Origin of the sequence: Burkholderia sp. BCC1998 (assembly GCF_905339875.1) — a bacterium.
Taxonomy (GTDB): Bacteria; Pseudomonadota; Gammaproteobacteria; order Burkholderiales; family Burkholderiaceae; genus Burkholderia.
This window is the reverse complement of the sequence record NZ_CAJPHE010000002.1, coordinates 379946-397339: the sequence shown is the minus strand read 5'-3', so window position 1 is coordinate 397339 and position 17394 is coordinate 379946. Positions and strand designations below refer to the sequence as shown.

16 protein-coding genes are annotated in these 17394 nt (G+C 68.9%); 9 read left to right on the top strand and 7 right to left on the bottom strand.

What is annotated here, in order from left to right; all coding sequences use genetic code 11:
• Window positions 1–188: 188 nt before the first annotated feature.
• On the top strand, window positions 189–566 hold the full coding sequence (locus tag U5A56_RS05125) for a nuclear transport factor 2 family protein (RefSeq protein WP_321921156.1): 378 nt from the start codon (window positions 189–191) through the stop codon (window positions 564–566).
• A 21-nt stretch (window positions 567–587) separates the two neighbouring features.
• Here the strand turns inward: U5A56_RS05125 and U5A56_RS05120 are convergent, their stop codons facing one another.
• A complete protein-coding gene (locus U5A56_RS05120; RefSeq protein ID WP_321921154.1) occupies window positions 588–1526 on the bottom strand; it encodes a helix-turn-helix domain-containing protein in 939 nt (312 codons plus the stop codon).
• 219 nt (window positions 1527–1745) lie between these two features.
• On the opposite strand from U5A56_RS05120, the gene U5A56_RS05115 reads away from it, so the two are divergent.
• Window positions 1746–3053 carry a cytochrome P450 gene (locus U5A56_RS05115; RefSeq protein WP_415749098.1) on the top strand — a complete coding sequence of 436 codons (1308 nt, stop codon included), beginning with the start codon at window positions 1746–1748 and terminating at the stop codon, window positions 3051–3053.
• A gap of 18 nt (window positions 3054–3071) precedes the next feature.
• Here U5A56_RS05115 and U5A56_RS05110 read toward each other — a convergent pair whose 3' ends face one another.
• The gene (locus U5A56_RS05110; RefSeq protein ID WP_321921150.1) at window positions 3072–3872 is read right to left on the bottom strand and encodes a helix-turn-helix transcriptional regulator; all 801 of its coding nucleotides are present in this window, start codon (window positions 3870–3872) and stop codon (window positions 3072–3074) included.
• Window positions 3873–4004: 132 nt separating this feature from the next.
• On the opposite strand from U5A56_RS05110, the gene U5A56_RS05105 reads away from it, so the two are divergent.
• Together U5A56_RS05105 and U5A56_RS05100 are read left to right on the top strand one after the other, a co-directional pair.
• Window positions 4005–5411 carry an APC family permease gene (locus U5A56_RS05105; protein ID WP_044843045.1) on the top strand — a complete coding sequence of 469 codons (1407 nt, stop codon included), beginning with the start codon at window positions 4005–4007 and terminating at the stop codon, window positions 5409–5411.
• 44 nt (window positions 5412–5455) lie between these two features.
• Window positions 5456–6565: a P1 family peptidase gene (locus U5A56_RS05100; protein ID WP_321921148.1), complete on the top strand. Its 1110-nt coding sequence runs from the start codon at window positions 5456–5458 to the stop codon at window positions 6563–6565.
• Window positions 6566–6712: 147 nt separating this feature from the next.
• On the opposite strand, the gene U5A56_RS05095 is transcribed toward U5A56_RS05100, so the two are convergent.
• Window positions 6713–6925, bottom strand: coding sequence for a hypothetical protein (locus U5A56_RS05095; RefSeq protein ID WP_044843047.1), 213 nt, complete (start codon window positions 6923–6925; stop codon window positions 6713–6715).
• A gap of 158 nt (window positions 6926–7083) precedes the next feature.
• Window positions 7084–9267 (bottom strand): FUSC family protein, encoded by a 2184-nt coding sequence (locus tag U5A56_RS05090; RefSeq protein WP_321921146.1) that lies wholly within the window; start codon window positions 9265–9267, stop codon window positions 7084–7086.
• A gap of 191 nt (window positions 9268–9458) precedes the next feature.
• Between U5A56_RS05090 and U5A56_RS05085 the strand changes: the two genes are divergently transcribed.
• On the top strand, window positions 9459–10406 hold the full coding sequence (locus U5A56_RS05085) for a LysR family transcriptional regulator (protein WP_044843049.1): 948 nt from the start codon (window positions 9459–9461) through the stop codon (window positions 10404–10406).
• Window positions 10407–10555: 149 nt separating this feature from the next.
• On the opposite strand, the gene U5A56_RS05080 is transcribed toward U5A56_RS05085, so the two are convergent.
• The 3 genes from U5A56_RS05080 to U5A56_RS05070 form a co-directional block, all read right to left on the bottom strand.
• Window positions 10556–10858 (bottom strand): DUF4148 domain-containing protein, encoded by a 303-nt coding sequence (locus U5A56_RS05080; protein ID WP_321921144.1) that lies wholly within the window; start codon window positions 10856–10858, stop codon window positions 10556–10558.
• 223 nt (window positions 10859–11081) lie between these two features.
• Window positions 11082–12233 (bottom strand): porin, encoded by a 1152-nt coding sequence (locus tag U5A56_RS05075; protein WP_321921142.1) that lies wholly within the window; start codon window positions 12231–12233, stop codon window positions 11082–11084.
• Window positions 12234–12350: 117 nt separating this feature from the next.
• A complete protein-coding gene (locus tag U5A56_RS05070) occupies window positions 12351–12521 on the bottom strand; it encodes a hypothetical protein (RefSeq protein ID WP_321921141.1) in 171 nt (56 codons plus the stop codon).
• 21 nt (window positions 12522–12542) lie between these two features.
• On the opposite strand from U5A56_RS05070, the gene U5A56_RS05065 reads away from it, so the two are divergent.
• From U5A56_RS05065 to U5A56_RS05050, 4 genes are all read left to right on the top strand, one after another.
• On the top strand, window positions 12543–13007 hold the full coding sequence (locus tag U5A56_RS05065) for a VOC family protein (RefSeq protein WP_321921139.1): 465 nt from the start codon (window positions 12543–12545) through the stop codon (window positions 13005–13007).
• 75 nt (window positions 13008–13082) lie between these two features.
• Window positions 13083–14324: a cytosine deaminase gene (gene codA, locus U5A56_RS05060; RefSeq protein WP_321921137.1), complete on the top strand. Its 1242-nt coding sequence runs from the start codon at window positions 13083–13085 to the stop codon at window positions 14322–14324.
• 198 nt (window positions 14325–14522) lie between these two features.
• Window positions 14523–15857 carry a chloride channel protein gene (locus tag U5A56_RS05055; protein WP_321921136.1) on the top strand — a complete coding sequence of 445 codons (1335 nt, stop codon included), beginning with the start codon at window positions 14523–14525 and terminating at the stop codon, window positions 15855–15857.
• 200 nt (window positions 15858–16057) lie between these two features.
• The gene (locus U5A56_RS05050; RefSeq protein WP_321921134.1) at window positions 16058–17380 is read left to right on the top strand and encodes a TIGR00366 family protein; all 1323 of its coding nucleotides are present in this window, start codon (window positions 16058–16060) and stop codon (window positions 17378–17380) included.
• Window positions 17381–17394 lie beyond the last annotated feature (14 nt).

The window sequence follows — 17394 nt, the reverse complement described above, 5'->3', positions numbered from 1 at the left end:
AACGCGCGGTGCGTCGCGTGCGGACCGGCCGGTGCGGGTTTTCGCGAATGGCATCGCGCCGGGCGGGCGCGCTCATCTGTGAACGCAGGATGGGCCGCGCTCGCGCGTGCCGCCCGCCCGCGTTTCATCGATGCCTCGGGGCGACGCGTGCCGTCGCGTCGCCCCGACTCTTTGCGGAGGTAACGACGATGCCAGAGGACCCCGGTGAGGTTGCGCGCGCCAGCTATCGCGCGTATGTCGACAAGGACCGCGATGCGATCGAAGCGCTGATCGCGCCGGACTTCCATTTCACGAGCCCGCTCGACAACCGGCTCGATCGCGACGCGTATCTCGCGCGCTGCTGGCCGAACAGCGCGATGCTCGCCGGTTTCGAGTTCGTCGACGTCGCCGTGCACGGCGAATACGTGTTCGTCGTGTACGAAGCCGCGACGACCGCCGGCAGGCGGTTCCGGAATGCGGAGCGGTTGCGGGTGCGCGACGGCCGGATCGTCGAGGCCGAGGTGTATTTCGGCTGGTACGTGCCGCATCAGGCGCCCGATGGCGGGTTCATCGAATCAGGCTGTTGACGCGCGACGTGCAGCGGCAGGTCACACCCAGAGCCGGTACATCCAGAACGATTCGTCCTCGGCGAAGCGCCGCACGAACTCGGTTGGCGAGAAGCCCGTGATGCGCCGCGTCGCGCGGCTCAGGTGCGCCTGGTCGGCGAACCCTTCGTCCAGCGCGAGCGCGGCCCAGTCGACCGGTTGTCCGGCGTCCTGCCGGTCGCGCGCGGCGAAGAACACGCCTTCGGTGCGCACCAGCACTTGCCAGTCGCGCAACGAGCGCCCGCTGTACGCCTTGATGCGCCGTTCCACCTGGCGCGGGCTGTGGGTGTGCCGCCATTCGCGCGCGATCGACGCGAGACGCCCGACCCAGCTGCGCCCGGCATCGCGCAGCGACCACAGCGGCGACACGCTGCCGCGCAGCGCATGCCAGCGCGGCGCGAGGTGTCGGTCGAGCGCGGCCAGCGCGTCGTCGTCGTGCTCGGCATCGGCGAGCGCATCGAGCAGCGGCCGCCAGCTGTCGTCGAGGCATGCATGTGCGTCGACGAAAGTGTCGTGGATCGCCGGCAGCGCGACGCCGAACAGCGCGCGCGCAGCATCGGCATGCAGGCAGACGATGCCGCCTTGTCCGCCCGTCGGCGCCCAGCTCGCGACCGGCATCGACTGGCTGCCCGACAGCGTCGCCGATGCGCCGAACGGCCGCCATACGGGGCCGTCGCCCGTGGGCCGGACGAGCCCGACGTCGAAGCCGCGATACCACGACAGGCAGACGATCGGCGACGCGGGGAAATGCGTGAGCCGCTGCGCGTCGCTCAACGTGAAGCCGCGCGTGTCGCGGCAGACGATCGCGACGACCGCGCCTTGCAGCGCGGCCGGCGGCGGATACAGCCGCGTGGGCGGCGACCGGCCGTCGCACCGCACGCGCGGCGCACGCGCGTGCGGATCGGGACACGGCGACGGATTCGGAGACGGACCGGAGGGCATGACGCCGGAGTATAGGGACCGGCGCCGCACGTGTCGATGTCGTTTGCGTTCAAGACCGGCAGCGTGTCGATCCGGACAATTCGGAGCATGAACCCACGATCCTCTTCCCGATGCCCGTTTCATGCGGACGCCGCTGATGCGTCGCCCGTGCTTCACCCGCCCGGCGTATGGCCGCCGGGGCCGCGTGTCGGCCTGACGGGGTGGCCGCTGCTGCGCGCGATGTCGCGCGACCTGACCGGCGCGCTCGCCGGCTGGCAGCGTGCGCATGGCGACGTCGTGCACCTGCGCATGTGGCCCGAACATGCGGTGGTCGTGACCGATCCCGCGCTCGTGCGCGAGCTGCTGGTCACGCATCACGATGCGTTCGTGCGCTGGGAACGCGGCATCCGCGTGTTCTCGCGGGTTCACGGGCACAGCGTGCTGGTCGCCGAGGGCGACGCATGGCGCGACAAGCGGCACGCGCTGCAGGCGAACTTCGCGCCGAAGCCGGTGCAGGCGTTCGTGCCGTCGATCGCCGCGACAGCCGGTCGTGCGCTCGCGCAGTGGCCCGCGTGCGACGCACACTGGCCGGTCGAGAGCGCGCTGACGTCGCTGGCGATGGACGTGATCATGCGCACGATGTTCTCGGATTCGATCGGCGCACACGCGCGCGTTGCCGAAGAGGCCGTGCGCACGGTCGGCGCGGCGGCGAACGCGGAGTTCTACCAGCCGGCCAGCGCGCCGGACTGGATGCCGTGGAAGCGCGGCAAGGCGCGGGCGCTGGCGGTGCTGAACGGACTGATCGACCGGCAACTGCATGCGCGTCTCGACATGCCGGAGCACGGCTGGCCGGACGACCTGCTGTCGCGCCTGTTGCGGCTGCACCGTGCCGACGGGCACGCATGGCCGCTGCGGGCCGTGCACGACGAGTGCATGACGGCATTCCTGGCCGGCCACGAGACGGCCGCGGCCACGCTGACCTGGTGGGTGTGGAACATGGCCGCGAATCCGGCCGCGCAGGCCGCCGCGCGCGACGAGGTCGTGCGCGTGCTGGGCGGCCGTGCGCCGACCGCCGACACGCGCCCCGCATTGCGCTACCTGACGCAGACGCTCGAGGAAACGATGCGCCTGTATCCGGCGGCACCGATCCTGATCAGCCGTCGCGCATTGCGGCCGGTCGCGCTGGGCGCATGGCGGTTTCCCGCGCGGACGCTGTTCATGCTGCCGATTCAGCTGATGCATCACGATGCACGATGGTTTCCGGAACCGCGGGCCTTCCGGCCCGAGCGCTTCGCCGACGACGCACCGGCGATTCCGCGCGGCGCTTACATGCCGTTCGGCACGGGGCCGCGCGTGTGCCTCGGGCAGCATCTGGCGATGACGGAGATGACGGTGGTGGCGGCGATGATCCTGCAGCGCCATGAATTGTCCGTGCCGCCCGGCATGGCGGCGCCGCGCGCGGCGCTGAACGTGACGTTGCGGCCCGAGCGCGCCCTGCACGTGGCGATCGCGCCGACCGGGCTGGCGGCGGACGTCGCATTGTCGTAACGCGGCGGCGTGTCGCGCTTACCCCGCCGCATCCTCTCCAAGCGCCTGAATGAACCGCGAAAACAGCTCCGGCTGCGACGAGATCCCGAGCTTCGCGTAAAGATGCCGCCGATGCACCTTCACCGTTTCCGGTGAAATCGCCAGCCGCTCGGCGATCGCCTTCGACGAATTGCCGCGCAGCACCATTCGCGCGATCGACATCTCGCGATCGGTCAGCACGCCCGCGCCGAAGCGCGCGAGCGCTTGCTCGACGCGCGCGCCGAGATCGTCGTCGGGCGTCGCGCGCGCGGCGTCGCCCACCAGCCGCCAGTGCTGCCGGATCGTCGCGAGCACCCACGGCATCGCGGCCGTCAGCTTGCCGAGCGGTTCGACGTCGAAGCGCGCGGCCGCGCCGAGCGACAGCGACAGCAGCAGGTCGGGGTTCGGCCGCAGCAGGATCTGGATTTCATCGTCGCCGACCGCGTGGCGGAAGTAGTTCAGGAAATACTCGCTCTGCCGGAACAGGTCGGGCGCGACCTCCTCGAGCCGGTAGCAGCCGTCGGCGAGCCCGTCGTGCGCGGCCTGCAGGAACGGATCGAGCAGATACAACCCGTTGAGGTAAAGCGGCACCGGCGACGCACTGTCGGTGCCGCCCGTGTCGTATTCGTCGAGCACGAGCGGCACGCCGTCGCGGCCGATCGCGGTCGCGAGCGCGTTGTCGAACGGCACCATTTCGTTGAGCAGCAGCACCAGGAAACGCCAGAAGCGCGGCTGGCCGAGATGATCGATCGCGCGGCCGAGCGCCTGGTGCATCGCGATTTCGGAGAAGAGTCGATCCATATCACCACCGAAGGGTGTAACACGAAGGGGGAATAGCGGTCCTGAAATTGGCTTCCTAGACTGCCACGCAATCAATCGGGCCCGAGTATGGGTGTTCAAAAAAGCGCAGGACAGAAGCAACAGGAGAACGAAATGGCGATGATGTCGGAATCGACGGGCACGCTGCAAGCGACGCCTGCCACGGAAGGCGCGCCGCGCGCGTTGTCGCAGACGCTCAGCGTGCGCGACGCGGTGATGATCACCGTGTCGGGCGTGACGCCTGCCAGCTCGATCTTCGTGATCGCGCCGTTCGCGATCCAGCAGGCCGGCAGCGGCGCGGTGCTGTCGTTCCTGCTCGGCGGCGTGCTCGCGCTCGCGTTCGCGCTCTGCTACGCGGAGCTCAGCGCCGCGCACCGCAGCGCGGGCGGCGAATACGTGATGGCCAAACGCGTGTTCGGCACGCTGCCCGGCTATCTGACCTTCATCACGGTGCTGTCCGTCAGCGTGTTCATTCCCGCGGTGCTCGCGAGCGGTGCCGCGCCCTACCTGAACAACGCGCTCGGCACGCACTTCAGCAACCAGTCGGTCGCGTTGACGATCGTGTTGCTCAGCTACGTGCTCGGCATGCTGAACATCAAGACGAACGCATGGATCACCGGCGCGTTTCTCGTCGTCGAGATCGGCGTGCTGATGCTGATTGCGGGGCTCGGCTTCGGCTCGCCGCATCGCGGCGCGGACGCACTGGTCGCGCCGGTCGTCGCGAGCGGCAATGCGCTGGTGCCGGCCACGCTCGCGGCGATCGTGCCCGCGATCGGCACGGCGATCTTCTGCTACAACGGCTTCGGCTCCGCCGCCTATCTCGCGGAAGACCTGCGCGGCGGCAACCGCAACGTCGCGAAGGCGGTGATCTACTCGCTGCTGGTGATCCTCGTCGTCGAACTGATTCCGCTCACCGCGATCGTGCTCGGCGCGCCGTCGCTGACGGAACTGACGAAGAGCGCCGACCCGATCGGCTATGTCGTGCGCTCGCTGAGCAACCCGGCGGTGTCGCGCGCGGTCAGCGGCGGGATCTTCCTGTCGGTATTCAACGCGATCATCGCGATCGTGATCACGATGGGGCGCCTGCTGTACAGCAGCGGCCGCCATGCGCTCTGGTCGCGCACCTGCAACCGCGCGTTCTCGACGATCCATCCGCGCTTCGAATCGCCGTGGCTCGCGACGCTCGCGCTCGCCGTGCCGTCGTCGGGGCTGGTGTTCGTGTCGAGCCTCGACGAGCTGACCGCGTTCACGGTCGACCTGCTGCTGCTGATCTACCTGGTCGTCGGGCTGGCCGCGCTCGCGAGCCGGCTCGTGCGCCGCGACGTCGAGCATCATTACCGGATGCCGCTGTGGCCCGTGACGCCGCTCGTCGCGGTCGCGGGTGCCGCATACACGCTCTACACGACGCTCGCGACGGCGACGAAGCCGACCGACCTGATCATCATCGGCGCGCTGCTGGTGGCCGCACTCGCGATGTATGCGGTCTGGGCGCGCCACAGCGATGCGTTCCGCTCGCTCTGAACCACTCGCACACCGAACCATTGAAAGACTGGAGGAATTACATCATGCGCACGAGGGATCTCGGCATCCGCATCGGACTCGGCACGCCGGGCCGCTTCAACGCGATCACGGACGTACCGGGCGTGCGGGTCGGACATTGCACGCTGAACGTCGAGAACGGCGATGCATCGATCCGCACCGGCGTGACTGTCATCGAGCCGCGCGCGGGCGCCGCGCACGCTTCGCCGTGCTTCGCGGGCGTCCATGTGCTGAACGGCAACGGCGACGCGACCGGGCTCGAATGGATCCGCGAAGCCGGCCTGCTGACGACGCCGATCGCCTATACGAACACGCACAGCGTCGGCGCGGTGCGCGATGCGCTGGTCGCGAACGAACGCGAGGCGGCGGCCGGGCGCGTGTACTGGTGCATGCCGGTCGTGATGGAAACCTACGACGGCCTGCTCAACGACATCTGGGGGCAGCACGTGCGCGCCGAGCACGTGCTGCGCGCGCTGGCCGCCGCGCAGTCGGGGCCGGTCGCCGAAGGCGGCGTGGGCGGCGGCACCGGCATGATCTGCCACGAGTTCAAGGGCGGCATCGGCACCGCGTCGCGGGTGGTGGCGGCCGACGCGGGCGGCTGGACCGTCGGCGCGCTCGTGCAGGCGAACTACGGCGTGCGCGAGATGCTGCGCGTGGCCGGTTATCCGGTCGGCGACGTGCTGCGGCACGTGCCTTCGCCGTTTCGCGCGCCCGACGCGCAAGGCGAGGCCGGGATGGGTTCGATCGTCGTCACGATCGCGACCGACGCGCCGCTGCTGCCGCATCAATGCACGCGCCTCGCGCAGCGTGCGAGCGTCGGGCTGGCACGCGTCGGCGGCGGCACCGAGGATTCGAGCGGCGACATTTTCCTTGCGTTCGCAACGGGGAACGACGGCTTGCCCGCCGCGAACTACGGCAGCAAGGGCGCGCCGACGACGGCCGTGAAGATGGTGAACAACGACCACATCTCCGCACTGTTCGTGGCCGCGGCGGAAGCGGTGGAGGAAGCGATCGTGAATGCGCTGGTCGCGGGGAGCGACGTCGAGTCGCGCGGCGCGCGGGTCGAAGGGCTGGGGCAGGCGCGCTTGCTGGATGCGTTGCGCGAAGTGGGGTGGCGGCCGGGGCGCGGCGCCTGAAACGGCATGCGCCGCTTCAATCGAAGCGGCGTGGCGGGCAGGGTCGTTGCGGCGATCGGCCGGCTCGTCGTGCACGCGCGCAGGCGATACGTGCGATGCGTGCGATGTGCGCGCGGCGGGCCCGGCCGTGACGACGCGGCGTCATGTTCAGCTGCCGAAGTAGACGTTGCAGAAGCTGACGGGGCCCACGCATGCGTTCGGGTCTTCCTGCTTCGATTGCGCACGATCGACGCGGCCCGAGGCCTGGACGGCTTCGGCGCGGTTCGCCGGTTGTTGCGCGACGTCGGCCGGCGCGCTCTGGGCGTGCGCGACGGCGGCGGTGAGCGACAGGGCAACGAGGGCGAGGTGCAGCGGCTTCATTTCGGTTTCTCCTGGGTCAGTGCCAGTCTCGCTGGCAGTGAGGAAACTATAGGCTCGCACTGCCTGGAAATTAATCACCGCGGGTGCAGAGCTTATTTCCAATCGGAACAAGGGTGACGTTGCGTACGCATCGATCTCCCGCCGACCGTCATCGGCGCTCAATGACGATGGCGGTTGAACGGCGCATCCTTGTCCAGCAGCGCGCTGCGGATGAAGTGCAGGCAGCCGACGATGCGCTGCATGCGGTGGCGTTCATCGGGCACCGCGTACCATGCGTGCAGCGTGTGCTGTGCGGCGCGAATCGCCAGGTTCACCGACTTGAGCGTGCGCGCGTGATGGCCCGGCGTCGGATCGTCGAAGAAGCGCGGCAGCTCGTGCAGCACCGCGTCGACCGAGGCGGTCCAGCGCAGCGTCTGCGGCGGTTTCGATTCGCAGAACCCGTGCAGCTCGTCGCGCAGGTCGATCACCGCATGGCCGACTTCGAGCGTCGAGAGCATCCAGCGCAGTGCGTCGCGATGCTGCCGCGTGCGCTTGACGAGCAGCGTGCGCAGCTGCGCCATCAGGTCGTGCGTGCTCGACTGGAAGCGCGCGGCGAGCCCGTCGCGCGCGCCTTCGCACGCGAACGTGACCTGGCGGCGCAGGTCGTGCGCGATCCGCGACGTGAGCCACGGCATGTGGGTCGGAAACACCACGGCGAACACGATCGAGCACGCGAGCATCGCGACGACGACGGCGAAGCCGTTGTTGATCAGCACCTCGGGCGTATACGCGATCGCGTTGTCGGGGCCCGCGAGCAGGCAGAAGAACACCGCGAAGCCGATCCCGTAGCCCGACAGGCCCGGGCGCATCGCGAGAAACGCGCCGATGCCGAGCACCGGCGCGAGTGCCGCGCACAGCAGCGGAAAACCGTCGATGTTCGGATAGACGTAACAGAGGAACACGTAGCCGACGGCCGTCGCGAACGCCGCGCCGACGCTCATCTGCGCGACGAACTTCGGTGCGCGCGGCGACGTCGAGCTCAGCGCGCACGCGATCGCGGTGGCAATCACGGCGAGTGAGCCGCTCGGCCATTCGGACGCGAGCCAGAACGCGCTCATCGCGCCGACGGCGACGAGCGTGCGCAGGAACGCGAAGCCGACGAAGAACGAATTGGTCTTCACCGCGTAGTGCGTGACCGAGCGTTCGAACGCGTGATCGTCGCGATCGAGCGACGCGTTGGTGTCGGCGTAGCCGAGATACTCGCCGATGAAGCGATACATCAGCTCGACCGCGGTATCGAAGTCGAGCAGGCCGCCGGCCGCGTGATCCTCGATCGCACGGCGCGACGCGCGCGCGGCCTTCGGCAACGCGGCGTGAAAGCGGCGCAGTTCGAGCAGTGCGCCGGTGGTCGACGCGATGCCGCGCTGCCGCTCGTCGCGCAATGCGGTGATCCGCTGCGCGAGCGCATCGATGTGCGGTGCGAGTGCGTCGAGCACCGCGTCCGACCGGTTCGCGCGCAGGCGTTTGACGAGCTGGTGCAGCGCATGCAGGCGCGTGCATGCATTCATGAACTCGCTGTTGAGCCGCGCGAGCCGGCGGCTGCGCGCGCGAATGTGCGGATCCTCGAACGACGCGAACGCGCGGTTGGCCTCGAACCCGACGATCTCGTCGACGAAATCGGCGAAGCGCCGCTCGAAGTCGCCGCGCGCGAGGTCGCCCGACAGCGCGCCGGCCGCGAACGCCGCGAACTTCACATGACGCGCGCTCAGCGAGCGCATCAGCGCTTTCGCGGAGCTGAGCGGCAGGATCAGCGCGCTGACCGCGCCGGAGCATGCGATGCCGAGCGCGACTTCCGCGGCGCGCGTGAGCGCGGACTGGAACAGCGTCTGCGGCGTCATCACCGCGGGCAGGCCGATCAGTGCGGCGGTGTAGCCGGCGAGCACGAACCCGTACCAGCGGAAATGGCGGTTGCGCACCGCGAGCGCGATGCAGCCGCCGACCCACAGCGTGATGCCGGCCATGTACAGCTCAGGCTGCTGCGCGAACAGCCCGCCGAGCGCGAGCGCGGCGACGAGGCCGGCCGCCGTGCCGAGCATGCGGTAGAAGCTCTTCGCGAACACCATCCCCGACAGCGGCTGCATCAGCACGAACACGGTCGTCATCGCCGTGCGCGGCTGCGACATCTCGAGGCGCATCGCGATCCCCATCGCGAGCAGCGCGGCGAGCACGGTCTTGGCGAGGTGCAGCCAGATCAGCCCGTCGGTCGCGGCCCAGTCGCGCGCGGTGCCGCCGAGCGGATCGAGCCAGGTTCTCCATCGTGCCGGTTCGATGGCAGGTCGCTCGATCGCAGGTTGTGGCTTCATGAAAAAAAGCGGGGCGCGTGCGGTGCCGCGGCGCGTCCGGACGGGTCCGTTCGACTGGTGAGGCGCCGATTGTAGGAGTGCGGCGCGCGGGCATTAACGCAGCTACGGGGAAACGATAGTTGCAGGCCGCGTAACAATCTGTCGCACCCGCTGGAGGAAAATGGCGGCTCCGCTACAGGTGGCTCACAGGAATGGATACCCTACAAAACATGCGGGTGTTTACGCGCGTCGTCGAGACGGGCAGTTTCACCGCGGCCGCGCAATCGCTGAATTCGACGACCGGCGCGATGTCGCGCGCGGTGTCGGAACTCGAGGCGCGCCTGCGCACCCGTCTGATGAATCGCTCGACGCGCCGCCTCGCGCTGACGTCGGCCGGCGAAAGCTATCTGCGGCGCTGCCGCCAGATTCTTGCCGACGTCGATCGCGCCGAGGAGGAGGCGAGTTGCGCGCACGAACGGCCGGCCGGCGTGCTGCGCATGCACAGCTTCGCGAGCGTCGGCCATCACTATGTGATGCCCGCGCTCACGCGCTACCACACGCAATATCCGGACGTGTCGATCGAGCTGTCGCTGTCGCAGCGCATGCCCGACCTGTTCGACGGCACGAGCGACATGGCGGTCGTGACCGCATCGTCGCTGCCCGATTCGGAGCTCGTGTCGCACCTGCTCGGCTCGACCTTCAGCATCCTGTGCGCGTCGCCCGAGTACGTGAAGCGCCACGGCGCGCCGGTCCGCCCGCAGGATCTCGGCGCGCACGCGTGCCTGACACTTTGCACGCCGGCGTTCCCGACCCACGAATGGGTGCTCGAAGGCGCCGACGGCATCGAGCAGATCCATGTCACCGGGCCGGTGCAGACCAATACGGCCGAGTCGCTCGCGCTCGCGATCCGCGACGGTATCGGGATCGGCATGCTGCCGCTGTATGCGGCGATCGACGCGCTGCAGGACGGTACGCTCGTGCGCGTGCTGCCCGGGCACATCCTGCAGAAGATGAACGTGTATGCGCTGTATCCGTCACGCCGCTTCATCGACGCGAAGGTGCGCACCTGGGTCGAGATGCTGCGTGCGCAGGTGCCGGGGATGATTGCTCGCGACGTCGAGATGCTGAACGCGATCGACCGCGAGCCGCAGGCTGCCTGATCAGGCAGCCCGAGCGCGAATCCAAGACGAGATGGCCGCGTGCCGGACGGCACGCTGTCCGGCCGCATCCATCGTGCCGGACCGGTTCGCGCGATTTCCGCCGCGCCCGCGCGACGCATGTCACGCGGGTGCGGCGTTGCTGCGTGTCTTCACAGCGCGGGCTTTGCCGCCACGCCCGATTCCGTTGCGCCCGCACCGGCCGGGCCATATGCGCGTTGCGCGGCCTTGTGCTCGGCGAGCCGTTTTGCTGCCAGGCGTTCCTGCGCGGCCATGATGTCGTCCGGATAGTTGCCGGCGTCGCCGAGCGACGGGTTGTAGCCGACCGATTCGAGGTCGTAGAGCTCCTGCAGCACCTGGGCGCGCGTGACGGGCGCGTTGGCGGACTGAGCGAACGACAGGGCCGGTGCGGCAAGCAGGACGGCAGCGGCGGCGGTAACGACGAGCGATTTCACGATGTTCTCCAGTAGACGGGGTGTGAGGCCGGTCCGGTGATCGACGCGCGATCCGAACCGTCGATGCCAGTCTATGCAGCACACGCGCGCACAAAAACCCCGATTCCGGGCAGGCAGCTTTCCAGATGGAACAACATTGGTGCAGGTCGCCCACAGCGCGCGAACCCGTCCGCCAGGACAGGGTCCCGGCGGACGGGCGACGGGCGCTCACGCGGCGCGGAACTCAGAACCGCGTGCGCATGCCGATCGTGCCGACGATCTGGTTCGCGGTGCTCGAGGCGCCGCCCGACGTGTTGATGAAGGCCTGGTAGCCGCGGCCCGACGCGTGCTGGTACATCGCTTCCGCGTACAGGTCGGTGCGGCGCGACAGCTTGTACACGGCCTGCAGGTCGACCTGGTGCCACTTCGGATCGGTGCCGTGCTTGCTGTCCGGGTTCGACACGCTGGCGTCCGTGTACACGTAGGCCGCGCCGAGGCTGACGGCCGGCGTCACCGCATAGCGCGCGTTCACGTCGTAGTTGTTGAACGCGACCTGGCCGGTGGAACCGAACGAGCCCGAGTTGTCGTACTGGGAGCGCGTATAGACGAAGCCGACCGTCGCCGGACCGAACACGTAGCTGACACCGCCGCCGTACGAGCGCATGCGGTCCGCGCCCACCGACCAGCCGCCCTGGCTCACGCTCTTCGCTTCGGCCACGTCGGTCGCGCCCGGGCTCGCGCTCGTCGAGCCCTTCGTGCCGTTCATCTGCAGGTACGCGCCGGCCAGCTTCAGCGGGCCGTTCGTGTAGCTTGCCGCGACGCTGTACGCGCGATTGCCGGCGAAGTTCGTGGAGTTCGAGAAGCCGTACAGCGCGCCGACCTTGAAGCCCGCGATCGTGTCGCTCGTGTACTTCACCGCGTTGTTGATGCGCACCGAGTGGTTCAGGTTGTCGTTGTCGAACGGATGCGCGAAGCCGGTATCGCCGAAGTCGCCGGCCGTCGCGGACAGCGGCGCGACGAAGTCGACCATCGTGTCGTACTGGCGGCCGAGCGTCAGCGTGCCGTAGCCGCTGCTGGTCAGGCCGACATACGCGTGGCGGCCGAACAGCTTGCCGTCCTGCCCGAGCGCGCCGTTGTTCACGTTGAAGCCGTTCTCCAGGACGAACAGCGCCTTCAGGCCGCCGCCGAGATCTTCCGTGCCGCGCAGGCCGAAGCGGCTGCCGTTGACCGTGCCGGAGGTCATGCGCCACAGCGATGCGCCGCCGGCGTTGTTGGTGTAAGCGATGCCGGCATCGATCAGGCCGTACAGCGTGACCGAGCTCTGGGCGTGCGCGAGCGGGGCGAAGAGTGCGGCGGCGGATGCGGCGGCAATCAGGGTTTTGTTCGTTTTGTGCATGTAACAGCTCCTGCGTGTGGGACGGGTGACCAAAGTTCGGCGCAAGTGTAGGGGCGCGGTCGCGCGATTCCGGCCGCAGGCGCGCGAGTACACCGTTGCGAGCTGCGCAAGAGTGCGTCACACGGCGTTCACAAATCGGTCCGCAGGCCGGACGGCGTGCGTTTTCGCCGGCGGCGCGACGCGAGCGGTCGGGCGGCCGCGCATGCCGTGTCGCGCATTGACAACACGCGCGTCGCGGGCGCGGGAGTTGATCGCCGCGCCGCGCGCGTGGAGAATGGGCAGACCCATTGCCGAGATCCGGAGCCCCCGATGACCACGCCGCGCCGTCCTTCCTTGAGTGCCGCGCTGTGCTACCGCGACCCGAAAGCCGCGCTCGCATGGCTCGAACGCGCATTCGGCTTCGAGCGCGCGCTGGTCGTCACCACGCCGGAAGGCGACATCGCGCATGCCGAAATGAGATTCGGCGACGGGCTCGTCATGATCGGCGGCGCGTGGGCCGACTTCATCGCGTCGCCGCAGGACACGGGCGACCGGAACACGCAGCACGTCCACGTGCATCTTCCCGACGACGCCGACATCGACGCGCACTGCGAACGCGCGCGTGCGGCCGGCGCGGAGATCCTGCAGGCGCCGGCCGACCAGTTCTACGGCGATCGCATGTATCGCGCGCGCGATCCCGGCCGGCATGTGTGGACGTTCGGCAAGCACGTGCGCGACGTGACGAACGACGAGATGAGTGCGGCGACCGGCCTGACGATCGAGGCTTTCAAATAGGCGCGGCACGCATCGCAGGAGCCGGTTTTTCCCCACCACGCGGCGCGCTGACGCCGCATGACGCCTGGACCCACCATGAACCTCTTCAATGCACGCCTGCGCGGCCGCGACGGGCTGTTTACGATCGGCATCGACGGCGACCGGATCGCGCGGATCGACGCGCAAGCAGCGCCGGTCGCATCGGTCGGCGCCGGCGACGTCGATGCGGGCGGCCGTCTCGCGATTGCCCCGCTCGTCGAACCGCATATCCATCTCGATGCCGTGCTCACGGCCGGCGAGCCGGCCTGGAACATGAGCGGCACGCTGTTCGAGGGCATCGAGCGCTGGTCCGAGCGCAAGGCGACGATCACGCACGAGGACACGAAGGCGCGCGCGCATGCGGCGATCGGCATGCTGCGCGATCACGGCATCCAGCACGTGCGCACCCACGTCGACGTCACCGATCCGACGCTGGCCGCGCTGAAGGCGATGCTCGAAGTGAAGGACGAGGCGCGCGGGGTGATCGACCTGCAGATCGTCGCGTTTCCGCAGGAAGGCATCGAGTCGTTCGACGGCGGCCGCGCGCTGATGGCGCAGGCGATCGAACTCGGCGCGGACGTCGTCGGCGGGATCCCGCATTTCGAGAACACGCGCGAGCAGGGCGTCAGCTCGATCCGCTTCCTGATGGAGCTGGCCGAGCGCACCGGCTGCCTCGTCGACGTGCACTGCGACGAGACCGACGATCCGCATTCGCGCTTTCTGGAAGTCCTCGCGGAAGAGGCGCGCGTGCGCGGCATGGGCGCGCGCGTGACCGCGAGCCACACGACCGCGATGGGCTCGTACGACAACGCGTATTGCTCGAAGCTGTTCCGGCTGCTGAAGCGTGCGGGCCTGAACTTCGTGTCGTGCCCGACCGAGAGCATCCATCTGCAGGGGCGCTTCGACACGTTTCCGAAGCGGCGCGGGCTCACGCGCGTCGCGGAACTCGATCGCGCGGGCCTGAACGTGTGCTTCGGACAGGATTCGATCAAGGATCCGTGGTATCCGCTCGGCAACGGCAACATCCTGCGCGTGCTCGACGCGGGCCTGCACATCTGCCACATGATGGGCTACCAGGACCTGCAGCGCTGCCTCGACTTCGTGACCGATCACAGCGCGACGACGATGCATCTCGGCGACGGCTACGGGATCGCGGTCGGGCGGCCGGCGAACCTGGTCGTGCTCGATGCCGACAGCGACTATGAAGCCGTGCGCCGGCAGGTGAAGGCCACGCTGTCGGTGCGCCACGGGAAGGTGATCATGCGGCGCGAGCCGGAGCGCGTCACGTATCCGGAGTGACGCGGACGCGGCGACGGCGGCGGACGGCGGCGCACGGCGGCACGCCCCGTCGGGAACTGCCGTCTTTCTTGTATGCGCTGAATGCATGAGTTGATCAGAAAAATACGTTTGTCTCATGAGAGATCGACGCCTACGATGCGGTCCTGACGGCGGCGTGCATGGTGCGCGCCGTCTTGTCGATCATCGTCCGCCGACCTCATGCGCCTCGATCTCCCGTCTGCTCCCGCGTCTTCCTCGCCGTCCGTCAGCCCGTTTGCGCGGATGGCTGCCGTCACGATCCTGACCGGCATCGGCGCTGGCGTCGGCGGGATGCTGCTCGCGCTGCTGCTGCACGCGATCCAGCACGTCGCGTACGACTACAGCCTCGCGCACGTGGTCGGCACCGAGAGCTTCCTTACCGGCGTGAGCCAGGCCGACCCGCAGCGCCGGCTCGCGGTACTCGTCGTCTGCGGGCTCGTCGCGGGCGGCGGCTGGTGGGCGCTGTACCGCTATGGCCGGCCGCTCGTCAGCATCCGCCGTGCGGTGCGTGCCGCCGATCCGCGGATGCCGTTCGTCAGCACGACGGTGCACGCGCTGCTGCAGATCGTCACCGTCGCGCTTGGTTCGCCGCTCGGCCGCGAAGTCGCGCCGCGCGAGATCGGCTCGCTGCTGGCCGGGCAGCTCGCGCACCGCGCGGGGTTGACGCCCGCCGACTGCCGGCTGATGGTCGCGTGCGGTGCGGGTGCCGGGCTCGCGGCCGTCTACAACGTGCCGCTCGGCGGTGCGGTGTTCGTGCTCGAAGTGCTGCTCGGCACGTTCGAACTGCGCGCGCTGGTGGTCGCCGTCGTCACGTCGGCGATTGCGGCGGCCGTCGCATGGATCGGCCTCGGCAACGAACATCAGTACAAGGTGCCTGCGTTCGTGCTGAGCACGCCGCTCGTCGCGTGGTCGATCGTCTGCGGGCCGCTGTTCGGTTTCGCCGCGTACGGCTTCGTGCGGCTCACGAGCCGCGCGCGGGCGGATGCACCGAAGGGCCGGCTGCTGCCGGTGCTCGCGCTGATCAATTTTGCGGTGATCGGCGTGCTCGCGATGCGCTTTCCGCAACTGCTCGGCAACGGCAAGGGGCCGGCTTCGATGGGCTTCGACGGCACGCTGACGATCGGGCTCGCGGCGACGCTGCTCGTGCTGAAGGTGGCGATCGAGGCGGGCAGCCTGCGCGCGGGGGCGGAGGGCGGGCTGCTGACGCCCGGTCTCGCGAACGGCGCGCTGCTCGGCGTCGTGCTCGGCGGGATGTGGAGCCTCGTGTGGCCGGGCGCGTCGATCGGCGGATGCGCGCTGGTCGGCGCGACCGCGTTCCTTGCCGCGTCGATGCAGATGCCGATCACGGCCGTCGTGCTGCTGCTCGAATTCACGCGCGCGAATCACGACAGCCTGGTGCCGATGCTGCTGGCCGTCGCGGGCTCGCTGGTTGCGTACCGGTTCGCGCAGTGGGTGGTGGAGGGGCGGATGGGGGCGGTCGCGGCCGTCGCCACGCCAGTGACGGCGACCCGGTAGCCCTCCTCGGCACAGGCTGCGGCGCCCGGGCTGCCTGTCATCGCTTTTTCCCGTTTCCTTGCCGGTTTCCAGCCCGTATCGCGACCGGATCACGCCGAAGCGCGTCTGCCGGTTCTGTGCAAGAATCCGCGCGTTTCCGCGCCACCGAACAACGAACCATATGTGCGCGGACGTCCCTATCAGGAAACGAGGAGCACAACTTGATTCAACGCATTTCCCGCTTTTTCACCCAGGTCGTCCACCGCGTATTGCCCGACCCGTTGATTTTCGCGATCCTGCTGACCGTCGCCACGTTCGCGCTCGCGTTCGGCCTCACGCCGAATACCCCCGTGCAGCTCACGACGATGTGGGGTGCCGGCTTCTGGAACCTGCTCGCGTTCTCGATGCAGATGGTGATGATTCTCGTGACCGGCCATGCGCTGGCGAGTTCGCCGCCGGTGCGGCGGCTGTTGGTTGCGCTTGCAAGCACCGCGCGCACGCCGGGGCAGGGCGTGATGCTCGTCGCGTTCGTCGGCGCGCTCGCGTGTGCGATCAACTGGGGCTTCGGCCTCGTGCTCGGCGCGATGCTCGCGCGCGAGGTCGCGCGGCGCGTGGCCGGCAGCGACTACCGGCTGCTCGTTGCGTCCGCGTACATGGGCTTCCTGAGCTGGCACGGCGGGCTGTCGGGTTCGGTCCCGCTCGTCGCCGCGACGAAAGGCAATCCGATGGAAAAGACCATCGGGCTGATTCCGGTATCGGACACGATCTTCACCGGCTACAACGCGTTCATCACGATCGGGCTGATCGTGATGCTGCCGTTTCTCGCGCGGATGATGATGCCGAAGCCCGGCGACGTCGTGAGCGTCGATCCGGCGCTGCTCGCGGAGCCGCCGAGCGTCGAGCGCCAGCTCGGACCCGATGCGACGTTCGCCGAGCGGCTCGAGGAGAGCCGCGCGCTGTCGGTCGTCGTCGCGGCGCTGTGCGCGGCGTTCCTCGTGCTGCGTTTCATGCAGAAGGGCTTCGCGCTCGACATCGACACCGTGAACCTCGCGTTTCTCGCGGCCGGCATCCTGCTGCACCGCACGCCGATGGCGTATGCGCGCGCGGTGGCCGGTGCGGCGCGCGGTGCGTCGGGAATCATGATCCAGTTCCCGTTCTATGCGGGGATCCAGGCGCTGATGGATCACTCGGGGCTCGCGGGCGTGATCACGAAGTGGTTCGTCGATATCGCGAACGTGCACACGTTTCCGCTACTCGCGTTCCTCAGTTCCGCCGTGATCAATTTCGCGGTGCCGTCGGGTGGCGGCCACTGGGTCGTGCAAGGTCCGTTCGTGATGCCGGCCGCGCAGGCGCTCGGCGCCGATCTCGGCAAGGCTGCGATGGCGATCGCGTACGGCGAGGCGTGGACCAACATGGCGCAACCGTTCTGGGCGCTGCCCGCGCTCGCAATCGCGGGGCTCGGCGTGCGCGACATCATGGGCTACTGCGTGACGACGCTGCTGTTCTCGGGCGTGGTGTTCATCGCGGGGATGTATCTGTTCTGACGAAGTGACGCGAG

Coding starts and splice junctions, on each gene's coding strand:
- U5A56_RS05100 (WP_321921148.1), top strand. CDS start 5,456: ATGCGCACGAGGGATCTCGGCATCCGCATCGGACTCGGCACGCCGGGC.
- U5A56_RS05125 (WP_321921156.1), top strand. CDS start 189: ATGCCAGAGGACCCCGGTGAGGTTGCGCGCGCCAGCTATCGCGCGTAT.
- U5A56_RS05115 (WP_415749098.1), top strand. CDS start 1,746: ATGTCGCGCGACCTGACCGGCGCGCTCGCCGGCTGGCAGCGTGCGCAT.
- U5A56_RS05075 (WP_321921142.1), bottom strand. CDS start 12,233: ATGCACAAAACGAACAAAACCCTGATTGCCGCCGCATCCGCCGCCGCA.
- U5A56_RS05120 (WP_321921154.1), bottom strand. CDS start 1,526: ATGCCCTCCGGTCCGTCTCCGAATCCGTCGCCGTGTCCCGATCCGCAC.
- U5A56_RS05095 (WP_044843047.1), bottom strand. CDS start 6,925: ATGAAGCCGCTGCACCTCGCCCTCGTTGCCCTGTCGCTCACCGCCGCC.
- codA (WP_321921137.1), top strand. CDS start 13,083: ATGAACCTCTTCAATGCACGCCTGCGCGGCCGCGACGGGCTGTTTACG.
- U5A56_RS05090 (WP_321921146.1), bottom strand. CDS start 9,267: ATGAAGCCACAACCTGCGATCGAGCGACCTGCCATCGAACCGGCACGA.
- U5A56_RS05110 (WP_321921150.1), bottom strand. CDS start 3,872: ATGGATCGACTCTTCTCCGAAATCGCGATGCACCAGGCGCTCGGCCGC.
- U5A56_RS05105 (WP_044843045.1), top strand. CDS start 4,005: ATGGCGATGATGTCGGAATCGACGGGCACGCTGCAAGCGACGCCTGCC.
- U5A56_RS05070 (WP_321921141.1), bottom strand. CDS start 12,521: ATGGGTCTGCCCATTCTCCACGCGCGCGGCGCGGCGATCAACTCCCGC.
- U5A56_RS05085 (WP_044843049.1), top strand. CDS start 9,459: ATGGATACCCTACAAAACATGCGGGTGTTTACGCGCGTCGTCGAGACG.
- U5A56_RS05055 (WP_321921136.1), top strand. CDS start 14,523: ATGCGCCTCGATCTCCCGTCTGCTCCCGCGTCTTCCTCGCCGTCCGTC.
- U5A56_RS05065 (WP_321921139.1), top strand. CDS start 12,543: ATGACCACGCCGCGCCGTCCTTCCTTGAGTGCCGCGCTGTGCTACCGC.